The organism is Halanaerobium saccharolyticum subsp. saccharolyticum DSM 6643 (genome assembly GCF_000350165.1).
In the GTDB taxonomy this organism is placed as follows: domain Bacteria; phylum Bacillota; class Halanaerobiia; order Halanaerobiales; family Halanaerobiaceae; genus Halanaerobium; species Halanaerobium saccharolyticum.
The window spans coordinates 315,806-328,053 of sequence record NZ_CAUI01000015.1; the positions used below are offsets into that span (position 1 = coordinate 315,806).

11 protein-coding genes and 1 riboswitch are annotated in these 12,248 nt (G+C 30.6%); of the genes, 1 reads left to right on the forward strand and 10 read right to left on the reverse strand.

The window, feature by feature from the left end:
• Nucleotides 1–42: 42 nt before the first annotated feature.
• The 6 genes from trmL to nth all read right to left on the reverse strand — a co-directional run bounded on the left by trmL (nucleotide 43) and on the right by nth (nucleotide 6,321).
• Nucleotides 43–528, reverse strand: coding sequence for a tRNA (uridine(34)/cytosine(34)/5-carboxymethylaminomethyluridine(34)-2'-O)-methyltransferase TrmL (gene trmL / locus HSACCH_RS06800; RefSeq protein ID WP_005488787.1), 486 nt, complete (start codon nucleotides 526–528; stop codon nucleotides 43–45).
• Nucleotides 529–593: 65 nt separating this feature from the next.
• Complete coding sequence (locus tag HSACCH_RS06805; RefSeq protein WP_005488788.1) at nucleotides 594–1,352, reverse strand: MBL fold metallo-hydrolase; 759 nt, start codon at nucleotides 1,350–1,352, stop codon at nucleotides 594–596.
• Nucleotides 1,353–1,406: 54 nt separating this feature from the next.
• Nucleotides 1,407–1,961, reverse strand: coding sequence for an ECF transporter S component (locus tag HSACCH_RS06810; protein WP_005488789.1), 555 nt, complete (start codon nucleotides 1,959–1,961; stop codon nucleotides 1,407–1,409).
• Nucleotides 1,962–2,044: 83 nt separating this feature from the next.
• A riboswitch (FMN riboswitch) is annotated at nucleotides 2,045–2,165 on the reverse strand.
• A gap of 54 nt (nucleotides 2,166–2,219) precedes the next feature.
• Complete coding sequence (locus HSACCH_RS06815; RefSeq protein ID WP_005488790.1) at nucleotides 2,220–4,328, reverse strand: SpoIID/LytB domain-containing protein; 2,109 nt, start codon at nucleotides 4,326–4,328, stop codon at nucleotides 2,220–2,222.
• A gap of 17 nt (nucleotides 4,329–4,345) precedes the next feature.
• Nucleotides 4,346–5,656: a PhoH family protein gene (locus tag HSACCH_RS06820; protein WP_005488791.1), complete on the reverse strand. Its 1,311-nt coding sequence runs from the start codon at nucleotides 5,654–5,656 to the stop codon at nucleotides 4,346–4,348.
• A 20-nt stretch (nucleotides 5,657–5,676) separates the two neighbouring features.
• Complete coding sequence (gene nth, locus HSACCH_RS06825) at nucleotides 5,677–6,321, reverse strand: endonuclease III (protein ID WP_005488792.1); 645 nt, start codon at nucleotides 6,319–6,321, stop codon at nucleotides 5,677–5,679.
• A 209-nt stretch (nucleotides 6,322–6,530) separates the two neighbouring features.
• Between nth and HSACCH_RS06830 the strand changes: the two genes are divergently transcribed.
• Nucleotides 6,531–7,130, forward strand: coding sequence for a 5' nucleotidase, NT5C type (locus HSACCH_RS06830; protein WP_005488794.1), 600 nt, complete (start codon nucleotides 6,531–6,533; stop codon nucleotides 7,128–7,130).
• Here HSACCH_RS06830 and HSACCH_RS06835 read toward each other — a convergent pair.
• From HSACCH_RS06835 to yfmH, 4 genes are read right to left on the reverse strand one after another with little or no spacing between them, the layout of a single operon-like run.
• Nucleotides 7,089–8,738, reverse strand: a complete 1,650-nt coding sequence (locus HSACCH_RS06835) for a nucleoside kinase (protein WP_005488795.1) — start codon at nucleotides 8,736–8,738, stop codon at nucleotides 7,089–7,091. The genes HSACCH_RS06830 and HSACCH_RS06835 overlap by 42 nt on opposite strands.
• Nucleotides 8,728–9,825, reverse strand: coding sequence for a tRNA epoxyqueuosine(34) reductase QueG (gene queG, locus HSACCH_RS06840; protein WP_005488797.1), 1,098 nt, complete (start codon nucleotides 9,823–9,825; stop codon nucleotides 8,728–8,730). The genes HSACCH_RS06835 and queG overlap by 11 nt, the downstream gene beginning before the upstream one ends.
• Nucleotides 9,815–10,957, reverse strand: coding sequence for an MFS transporter (locus tag HSACCH_RS06845; protein ID WP_005488800.1), 1,143 nt, complete (start codon nucleotides 10,955–10,957; stop codon nucleotides 9,815–9,817). The genes queG and HSACCH_RS06845 overlap by 11 nt, the downstream gene beginning before the upstream one ends.
• 5 nt (nucleotides 10,958–10,962) lie before the next feature.
• Nucleotides 10,963–12,246, reverse strand: a complete 1,284-nt coding sequence (gene yfmH / locus HSACCH_RS06850; protein ID WP_005488802.1) for an EF-P 5-aminopentanol modification-associated protein YfmH — start codon at nucleotides 12,244–12,246, stop codon at nucleotides 10,963–10,965.
• Nucleotides 12,247–12,248 lie beyond the last annotated feature (2 nt).

The following is a 12,248-nucleotide window of genomic DNA, read 5'->3' on the forward strand; positions in this document are numbered from 1 at the left end:
CTTTCTCCATTATATTCTATTATATATAATTCTATATAAAAGTTAAATTTCCTTTTTATATTTTCCTTTTTTGTTTAAATTTATAAAATTATTCTGTCTAAGGGCCTCATATATAATTATAGAAACTGAATTAGAAAGATTTAATGACCTTAATTTATCCTTCATTGGAATTCTAATACAACGATTTAAATTTGCTTCCAACAAATCTTCTGGTAATCCTGCTGTTTCTTTACCAAATAAAAAATAATCATTTTCCTGATATTCAAAATCAGAATAAGCAGCTGCGGCTTTGGTAGTTGCATAAAAAAAGCGTCCTCCCTGATTCACTTTAAAAAAATGATCTAAATTATCATAATAACTTATATCTAATTTATTCCAGTAATCAAGACCTGCTCTTTTTAAATATTTGTCTGAAGTTGAAAAGCCTAAGGGTTTAACTAAATGAAGTTTAGAATCCGTTACAGCACAGGTTCTAGCTATATTACCAGTATTTTGTGGAATTTCTGGTTCAACAAGTACTATATTCAATATATTGTTCCTCCTTGGGGCAAGCCCACTTTAGTTCAAAATTATTATCAGCTATATCTTTTTGACTAAATATTTATTACTAATCCATCATAGGCTGGACTTAAATGGTCTGGTAGATAATCATCCAATTTTTGATGATCTAATCTATGAGAAATATGAGTTAAATATCCATGTTTTAAGTCTAATTTATTAACTAATTCAACAGCCTGGTCTACAGACATATGAGTGGGATGTTCTTCAAAACGAAGTGCATCAACAGCGGCATATTCAATCCCCTCCAAAAGTTCTAAGGAACTTTCAGGTATTTTACTACAATCTGTTAAATAAGCAAAATTATTAATTCTATAAGCTAAAATTTGATTATCACCGTGATAAATTGGAACCGACTTAACCTTTAGATCTCTAAAAGTTAATTCTTTTTCTATTTCCTTTAGTATAACCTGAGGTACTCCTCCACCTGGATTTTTATCTGAAAAAATATAGGGGAAAACTCTTTTAATAGCTTTTAGAGTTTTTGTATCTCCATAAACTGGCATTTCTTTACCTTGAAACCAGTTTAAAGCTCTTATATCATCAAAACCCATAATATGATCTGCATGGGCATGAGTCATCAAAACCGAATCTACATTTTTTATATTATTATTAATCAATTCCAATCTCATCTCAGGCGGAGTATCTATCAATAAATTATATTCTTTGCTTTTAATATGAATTGATGTCCGCATTCTTTTATTTTTTGGATTGCTAGATTGACAAATCTCGCAATCACAGGCAATAACAGGTACCCCATGAGAGGTTCCTGTTCCTAAAAATGTTATCTGCAAAAAAACATCTCCTCTCATAAAAATTTTATCTCAATTTTGGGGTGTTTGTCAAACTTATTCTGCTAACTGTTCTTGTTTTATTAAAGCCTTACTCCTTAGGAAGTTAGCAAGTTTTTTATAAACTAAAACAGTAATCACAGAATTAATAACTGCCTTACTTAAATTAAATGGTAAAATCCCCGGCAGCATCATCTGTAAAACTTGTTCCCTAGGAATTCCATAAAAGATAGGATTAAAAATTAAATTTGCTCCGGCCATCACAACAGTCATGGCAATTGAACCAATAACTAAGCCTTTGACAGCTCCTATTCTATTATGGTGCTGCTGATAAAAATAACCAGCTGTTCCGGCGAATACACCGGTAGCTAGAAAATGCATAAAAGCTCCAAATGGACCCCCCAAACCTGTAAATACAGCCATTAAAATAGATAAAATGAAAGTTGCCCCTATTGCTGCACCAGGACCAAATAAAAACGCAATTATTAATATTGGGATATCACCTGGCTCATATATTAAAAATGGCAAAAACATTGGGAAACGAATTATTAGCATTAAAACTAAAGAAAAAGCTGCTAAAACTGCGGTTGTAGTGATTTTTTTAGTATCCATTCTCTATCTCCTTTTATTTATATTTATTATCTTCATTTTTTGACAAAAAAATTAGCCCTGCTAAAAACAGGGCTTCTAATTCATTTAATCTTCTTTATTCCGGACTTTACCGTCGGTACTGGAATTTCACCAGTTCAGCTGAAGCTCGTGGACTATACCACCGGTTAGGAATTGCTTAAAACTCACCTTACCCTGAAGATAATATTTTATTGTTAATATAATTATAAATAATATTTGCTATAAAAGCAAATTATTGTTCTAATCATATTTAATTATCTCTACACCAGGATAAAAATGTTTAATAATTTCTTTATAATCCCAGCCTGCAGCGCCCATGCCAGCTGAAGCTGATTGATCAAGTCCTAGGTTATGTCCCCAACCAGCTCCATAAATATATAAATCTTTTAAATATCCATTTTGATCATAATGACTGTTAAAATAAAAGCGACTGCTTTTTAAACCTCCTAAAACTCTTCTAATTCGCGAAACACTATAATTTTCTTCACTTTGATCACTATAGATTGTTAAAGAAGTAATTGTACCGCCTTGAGCCCGTTCCTTAATTTCTATTTTCCTGATTTTATCTAAACCGCTGCGGTATTCTATTATTTCAGCTGGAACTCTTAACTGCCAACGATAATTACTGCTTCCATAATCTTTAGAGTATGATTCAGGTGAATTAAGAAGCCAATTTTGAAAATCTGCTGGTGCTAAAGGAAAATTATAATTATCCTCTTTCATCTGATTAGAACCCCTTAAATAAGGCAAATCGGCTGACCAGATTTGATCACTTCGCTCTGTATAACCACCACTATTACTGCTGAAAACAGCTTCAATAATTTCACCTTCAAAAACAGCACTTTCTCCCTGAGTCGATAAAACAGCCTCAGTAGTACGGTGGTGCTCACTCATAATACCATTATAAGCCGCACAGTGCACACTAGAACAAAGATCATAGCCATCATTGCTGTGTCTACCTAAATTATTTAAGGTGTAACTTCTAGCAGCCACCGCCTGAGCTTTTAAAGCTTCCATCGGCCAACTGGCATAAATTTCAGATGGAACAACAGAAATTAAATAAGGAGTTAATTCTACCTGATTTATTAAAGTAAATTCTTCTCCTTCTCCTTTAATTATCATATTACCTCTGTACTGTCTGTTGCCGCTTCCCTGCCAGAAATAGCCTTCTCCATAGCTAATATTATAAACATAAAAAGATGAGTTTTTATGACTGCTGTATATTTGATATTCTAATTTAGAGTCTCCGAGTTTAATTTTTTCATTATTACTGCTTAGATAAATTGAATTAGATTCCAGCTCCAGCAGATAATTTTTTTTAGCCTCACCTCTAAATATAACTTTTTCATTATAAACAATCGAAAAAGGATCTGAGTATTGAAACAGAAGCTTTTTATTATTCTCCTGAAGTCCAATCCTCAGCATTTGTGTTATTTCCTGTTCAGTTAGTTCAGCTACCTGCTGCCAAGAAGCTTTTAAAGCAAAAGGATCAATAGCTTCTGGATCATCTTCTTCTTTTTTTGGCTTTAATTCTGGATATTTTTTCTGATAAAAATTAATTTTTTGATATGCAAGTTGCTTAAACAAACCATAAGCAAGAGTTCGCTGCCAGTAATTATAAGCTTTTATTTCTTCGCCTGCATTTTCGAGCATTTGAGCCATATCTTTATACAAATAACTTTGAGCTTTATTTGCTTGATAAGCCTTTTGATAATCATTAAATGCTGCTAAATAATTATTTTGTAATTTATTTAATTCGGCCTTTAACAGATAAAACCCTGAATCATTTATCTTTAAATCGCTCATTTTCTGTAAATATTCTTCTGCAATTTTATAATTTTTTAATTCTAGATGATTTTGAATTAAATAATAATATTTTCGGAAAAGAAAATCAGCAGTTTGTGCTTTGGATTCAGCTTCAGTTTCAGTTTTAATCTTATTTTCTAAAATATAATTAGAAGCTAAGCTATTATTAAGCTCATAAAAATTAACAGCTAATTTAAAATAATCATTATTGTCATTACTTAAAATAGCAGTTTCCAATAAAATTTTATTTTCTGCTTCCAATTTATTTTGATCACTATAAACCACAGCTAAATTTCTCCTGGCCTCTAAATTATAAGGTGCAAGTTCAATAATCTGCTGATAATAATATTCTGCAGAATCATAGCGGCCTTCGTAAAATGCTTCTTTTGCCAATTCGAAGAAGTCATTTATATTTCTATCTCTGCTATCCTGGGCCATCATTATGGTACTTTTATCTGCTTCCTCAAAATAATAATCGAAAATTGGTATAAAAATACCGATTAAGACAGCAGAGATAATAATCAATCGTAAATATTTTTTCATCAAATACAACTCCCTGTTTAAAGAAGATTACTAGCAATCTCAGCAAGTTCTGATCTTTCACCTTCTTTTAACATAACATGACCTGCAATTTTTTGGTCATGAAATTTATGCGCTAGATAATTTAAACCGTTTTTATGAAAATTCAAATATGGATTATCAATCTGGAATGGATCACCAGTGAAAATTAGTTTTGAATTTTCTCCAGCTCTGGTTACTATAGTTTTGACCTCATGTAAGGATAAGTTTTGTGCCTCATCAATAATAATAAACTGATCTGGCACTGATCTACCTCTAATATAGGTTAATGCTTCAATCTGAATTAAATCCTTATCTAATAATTTTTGATAGGCATATTTTGCATCTTTATTTCGGTGAACTATAAAATCTAAGTTATCAAAGATCGGCTTCATCCAGGGACCCATTTTTTCTTCAACATCACCTGGTAAAAAACCAAGTTCCTTACCCATTGGTTGAATAGGTCTGGCAACTAATAATTTTGAAAAAGCTTTTTCATCAACTACTCTGTCTAAACCTGCAGCAATCGCTAATAATGTTTTACCAGTTCCAGCTTTACCTGAAACAGTTACCAGCTTGATTTCATCATCGAGCAGCAATTCAAGAGCCATCTGTTGTTCTCTATTTCTAGCTCTGATTTTAGCAGGCTGATTCTTGTTATAGCGCAGAGGCACTAAATTTTCACCATCAAAACGGGCCAGTGCAGTATTTTTATTTCTATCATCAGCTGTTAATTGTACAAATTCATTTGGATATAAAGAATCATCAAGCTGATCAAGTTCTGCTAAAGAAATTTTTTCTTCTTCATAAAATTTATCGATCAACTTGAAACTACACATTATTTCTTTAAAGCCCGAATAAACTTCTTCTTCTTTTAAACGGCTGGAATTATGCTCTTCTGCCTGTAATCCATATGCATCACAGATTAAACGCAAGTTAATATCATCGGAAATCATAATAACTTTTCTGTCAGTATTTTTTTCCTGCAGGTGGATAGCAGTAGAAATAATTCTGTTATCCATTTTGCTGGAGCTTAAACCCTGAGGTAATTCTAATTTACCATTAATTACAATCTTAACTGTACCACCAGATTCTAATTCCACACCCTCGTTTAAATTACCGTTATTTCTTAGTTCTTCTAAAATCCTGGAACTTTCGCGAGCATTAAAACCTAAATCTGAACTTTTGGTTTTCAAATTATCAATTTCTTCTAAAACAGCGAGTGGAATAACAACATCATTGTCCTCAAAACTATAAATAGCACGAGGGTCATTCAGAAGTACATTTGTATCTAAGACAAATATTTTTTTCATTTTTGCTTCCTCCCTCAAATTTATTTATTTTGATAATATCTACATAAGTGACTGGCAAAACAATTTTCACAATCAGGATTTTGAGCTTTACAGATAGCTCTTCCATGATCTATTAACCAATGGTGAAAATCAATCCAATACTTTTTTGGTATCAACTCAGTTAATTCCTTTTCGGTTTGATCAACATTTTTACCACTGCTTAAGCCAAGGCGCTCTGAAACTCTAAACACATGTGTATCAACCGGGAAAGCTGCCTTCGAAAAAGCATTTGCCAAAACAACATTAGCAGTTTTTCTACCTACTCCTGAAAGTTTAAGCAGTTCTTTGCGAGTTTCGGGAACCTTGCCTTTAAACTCATCCAATAATATTCTACATGTTTTTAAAATATATTTAGCTTTATTTCTATAAAGACCTATACTGTTGATTTTCTTTTCTAATTCTTTTTGACTAAGTTTTAATAAATCTTGTGGTGTATTATATTTTTTAAAGAGTTCTTTTGTTACTTTATTAACCTGAACATCTGTAGTTTGAGCCGATAAAATTGTTGCAATTAAAAGTTCAAATGAACTTTTATGCTTTAAAGCTGTACCAGGTTCAGGATAGTTTTCAGAAAATAATTCTACTAGTTTTTCTACTTTTTCTTCTTTATTTAATTTTATAGTCAATTTACTGCCTCCTGTGAGAATTATTCTTAATACTATTTTACTTTAAATTGTCTAAAAAATAAAGCTTGATTTTTTAAATATCTCAAATGTTCATAGTATCTAGACATAAATAAGAAAAAATGATAGTATTATAAAAAGGATAAATAAAAAAATTTATATTACAATTTATATTACAAAAAGATTAAATTTATTAAATGAGGTGTTAGGCTATGAAATATAATTTCGGTATAGATATTGATGGAGTTTTGACAGATGAGGGTCCAGATAACAATAGTATTTGGCAGCAAAAAATGAATGAATTCTTTGAGAGAGAAATTACTCTAAAAGAATATACTTACGATCTTGCTAAAGCATTTGCTATTAATAATCAGGAATTAAATGATTTTATTCAGGCAAAAATAGAAGAAGTATACAGCAGTGTAAAACCAATAAATAAAGCAAGAGAAATCCTAGCTGAATTAGAAAAAGAGGGTCATCGTTTAATTCTAATTACAGCCCGACATGAAGAACATCGTTCTTTAACTGAAAAATGGTTAAATGATCATAATATTCCCTATCATGAACTGTATCATGAACATGATAAAGCTCCTTTAGCTGCAAAAAAGAACATTTCTTTATTTATTGACGATAAAAAAGAAAATGCCTTAGAAATCGCAGCTAAAGATATTCCAGTATTTTTAGTTAGTAAATATCATAATTATGATTTTAATGGTAATAATAAGATTACAAAAGTTAATAATTGGGATGAAATTAAAGAAAATATTGAATTATTCATCTCTAAAGACGCTCATGCCAGTAAACTCTCTTAGGATTGAAGTAAATGGGACTTCATTATCAGGTATAGCCTTAAAGTTACTTAGTATTTCAAGTAATCGCTGTGCCTGATGATAATTCTTATTTGTTTTATCTATCTGCTTTAATAATGGCTCTACATAATTTTTTAAAACAGACAACTCATAGATTAAAGCTGAATTAAACATTGCATCAGCATTTTCTTGATACGGGAAAATATTTTTTTCCTCTCCTCTACGCACACTCTGCCACAAATTTAAGGTGTCGGTCGCTGATAAATTACGATATTGATTGTCCCTTACGATTCTTCTAATTAGTCTAGTATCAGTTGTGGGAATTCTATTATGACAGTCTATATTAAGCTGAGTTAAAGCACTAATATAGATTTTGAATTTTAAATCCTGTGGAATCACTTCAGTCATTTTATCATTTAACCCATGTATACCCTCAATTAAAATCGGTTGATCATCATCTAGCTTTAAAAACCTACCACTCTTTTCTCTAATTCCCTTTTCAAAATTAAAACGAGGTAATTGAACTTCTTCTCCCTGAATTAATTTTAAAAGATGATCATTGAACAATTCCAGGTTAATAGCTTCAATTGATTCAAAATCAGGGTCACCATTTTCATCTAAAGGCGTATTTTCCCTGTTTACAAAATAATCATCACCAGAAATCTGAACTGGACGCAAACCATTAATTTTTAACTGGGTTGATAGCCGATGAGTAAAAGTTGTCTTGCCAGATGAAGTTGGTCCAGCAATTAAAATTATTTTGTTCCTGGGCATCCCACTTTTAATTCTATCTGCAATCGCTGCAATCTTTTTTTCATGCAGTGCTTCTGATATTCTAATTAATTCATTATATTCCTGAGCCTCTATAACCTGATTTAATTCTACTACATTATTCACCCCAAGAATTTCCCCTAGCCTCTCATACTCTAAAAATATATTGGCTAATTTAGGCTGCTCAATAAATTTAGGAACCTTTTTATTACTAAAGAACTTAGGAAAAAGCAATACAAAACCAGGAATTCTTAAATGCAGATCAAATTCTTTTAAATATGAAGTCGAAGGAACCATATTATAATAAAAATAATCATAGTAACCATCTAATTCATAAAGAGTATAATAGTCTTTCTGCTGCTGCCGAATCAATTCACTTCTAAAAGAACAATTTTCATTTTTTATTATTTCTAAAACTTTTTCCTTTTTTAGTTTATGTTTTTTTATTTTATGATCAGCTGCAATTAGTTCTTCCATTCTTTTTTTTAATTTTACCAAATCACTTTTATTTAAGCTCTGTTTATTTTTTAGCTCACAATAGATGCCGTTGCTAATAGAAATTTCGATTTCTAAAACAGATTCCGGAAACAGTTCATAAATAGCTTTTGCCATTACTAAATAAAGGCTTCTTCTATAAATTCTATTACCTAATTCAGAGCTTATACTAACTGTTTTAATTTCAGCATCTCGATCAAGCTCTTCGTTCAAATCATAGACTTCATTCTCTATAATAACAGCCATAATATCTTCTTTATTTGAAATATCACTTACTGCTATTATATCTTCAATACTACTCTTTTCTATTATCTTTAATTTTTGATTATTTAATTTAATATCCATGATTTTCCTCCTTTGCTGCTAATATATTTTTTATTTTATTTTTATATTCTTTATTATTTTCTTGAGCTATATGTTTTTCGATAACACCCTTTGCCTCTTTAAAATCTATTTCCAACAATGAAAGGGCCGCATAATATCGAATAACAGGAGAATTATCATTTAATTTTTCTTTAATCAAATTAAAATACTTTAATTCTTTTAGGTTAGCTGCTGCAAGCATTGCATTGCGAATTAGAATTCTGCTTCCCCGCCAGGTTATTGCTGTATTAGCTAATTCTTCTGGGAGCTCTTTGCGTTCTAAATTAAGAAAATATTGTAGTCCTTTGTCAAAAATCATTAATTCTGATGCTGTTAATTTATCTGCCTTTTTATTATATGGACAGACATCTTTACAATCATCACAGCCCCAGATATGATGGCCAATTTTTTTGATTTCAGCTTCTGAAAGTATTCCCTTTTTTTGAGTTAAATAAGCTGTGCATTCTTCTGCAGCCAATAAATATTCTGATTTCAAAGCATCAACTTGGCAGTTATCAATACAGCGTCTGCAGTCTCCACAATCGTCAGCAAGAGGTTGATCTTTAGTTATTTCTAAATCTGTAAAAATTTCTCCTAAAAATAAATTAGAACCCAATTCAGGATTAATCAAAAGTGTGTTTTTTCCAATAAAGCCTATTCCTGCTTTCCTGGCCAGAGCTTTTTCTAAAAAAGGAGCTTCATCTACAAATATTTTATAATTGAAGCTTTTATTCAATTTTTTTTGCAGCCTGGCTGCCAATTTTTCTAATTTATTTTCAAGATAAACATGGTAATCTTCTATTGTTACATAATTAGATAAAAAAGGATTAGTTCCATTTTTATTATAACTGACAGCAGCCACAATTATTGACTTTAAATTTGGAAAATGAAAAGCTGGATTTGTTAATTCTGCAATATCCTGATTAGCAAATGGTTGCGGCCAGTATTTATCTTTGCTTCTTTTTTCTAATATTTTTCGTTCTTGCTTTAATTCTCCATTATCAGTTATACGACAAAGATCAATATTTAATTTAGCAGCACATTCTTTAACTAAATTATTAATCTGCATCTAACTTTAACTCCTTCTCTTTTTTAAATAAATATAGACTGTAAATTATACCTGCAGCTGCTGAGAGTATAGACCAGAAAAAATACATGCTTTCTCCTCCAGCTAACTGATAAATTTTTCCACCAATCAAACTGCCGGAGATAGCACTTAACCCCATAAAAACACCTGCATAAATATTTTGACCAGTTGCTCTAAATTTTTCTCCACTTATTTTATTAACATAATCAACTCCGACTGCAAAAAAGAGCCCAAAAGTAATACTATGCAGCAGCTGTGAAAACAAAATCATTGGTGTATAAGGAAACAAAGAAAGCAGCAGCCAGCGAATAATAAAGCCTATACTAATAACTACAATTATCTTGCTAAATTTATTATTTTTAATTATTTTATCAGAAAAGAAGAAGGCCAAAATTTCACTTGCAGATGAAATAGTTAAGGCAACTCCTACTAAAAATTCCCCGCCACCATTAGCAATAATATATAGTGGAAAATAACTGTAATTAGCATTCATTGAAGTCTGCAGTATAAAAACAAAAAACAAAAAATAAAGTAACCTTTTCTTTTTAAATATCTTAATGAAATCTCCCGGATTTAAGACTTCAATTTCTCTCTCACTTTTAGGAAGAAATTTTAATAAAATCATAGATAAAATTAGTACAACTGCATAAACATAAAATAAATTTGCTGAAGAAGTAGCCTCTAAAAAATAACCCATTACAGAGACTGAAAGCATGTACCCTGCAGAACCCCAAAGTCTAAATTTACCATAAAAATTAGAATTATCCCCGAGATAATCTAATAAAAGGCTATCAGATAGAGGCACAATTGGATTTTGAAATAAAGTATAAAAAAACATAAGCAGCATTAAAATTTTAAATGACGTTGTCTGAGGAAATAAAATAACAGTTAAAAAAGTACCGGTTAGAGTAATATATAAAACTTTTTTATTTTCATGAAAATAATCAGTTAAAAACCCCCAAAAAGGCATCAGCAGCAGAGCAAAAATTCTTGGTATAGCATTTACTAAACCAATTTGAAAAGAATCAAGCCCCGCATCCTGAAAATAAATATTAAAATACCCAAAAGCTGCCATAGTAATATAAAATATGAAATTATAAAGCTTAAAAGCCAAAAAAATCAGTCCTCATTTAAAATTATTGATTCAACCATTAGATCTTTATTAAATATTTTATCTGAATATGACAGCAGTTCTTCTAGAGTAATATTATCAATTATGGAAGCTAGATCAAAAATATCGATTCCCAAGCGGCGATAATTAATAAATTCAGCAGCCAGATGGCTGAAATTATTGAATAATCTAATATAACTTCCTTGATATTTTCGCTTAATCCTTTCAAAATTTTCTTTAATTTCATCATGATCAATATCAACTAGTTTTTCCTTTATTTTTGAACGCATTAAATCAGGACGATTACTTTCTCCATGTAAATGTACATAAGCATAATCAGGTTTTTTACGGTAAGTGCAGGAAAAACTATTGTCGATTATTCCCTGCTCTAAAAGCTGATTATAATTTTTACTACTGCGGCCAAAAACAATATCCAAGAGAAGATTTACGATATATTCTTTTTTGATGGTTTCAGTTGGTTTTTCCCTCTTAATTGGATCTTTAAAAGCAATCTGAACCATTGGTCGCGAAATATTCATTTTTTCTTTTACTAACTTTTTAGCTACACTCTCCGGCTCCTCTTTAATAATTCTGACAGGATTTTTAAAATGTGGAAAATTCTTTTTTGCTTGATGTTCTCTAATTAAATCAATAATCCGATCTGAATCAAGATCTCCAATTAAAATCAGGTCCATATTAGAAGGTAAATAAAAGTTATAGTAGCAGATATATAAATCCTCTGGAGTAATTGACATTACACTTTCTTCGGTCCCTGCTATATCATTTTTTACAGGATGTTTTGAATAAAGAGCTGATAACAGGTTGAAATATGATTTCCAGTAAGGATTATCCTGATACATTTTAATCTCTTGGACAATAATGCCCTGCTCTTTTTTTACATTTTCTTCACTGAAATATGGATCTTGTACAAATTCAATTAAATTAATTAAAGAATCTTCGAAGTTGCTGCTGCTGGAAAATAAATAGTTTGTACTGTCGAAGTTAGTGTAAGCATTAGCAGAAGCACCCAGGTCAGCAAATTTATCAAAAATACTTTTTTCTTTATCCTCAAAAAGCTGATGTTCTAAAAAATGGGCAATACCTAAGGGCATATTTCTTTTGCGACCATTTTTAACATCAATAAATTCTATATCATTTGAACCAAAATTTACTGAAAGCATTGCATATTGTTTAACATAATCTTTTTTAGGAAATATGTATATATTTAACCCATTATCTAATTTAGTTTTCACTAATCTTTCATCCATAGCTTTATTATAAATATTTTCCAAAT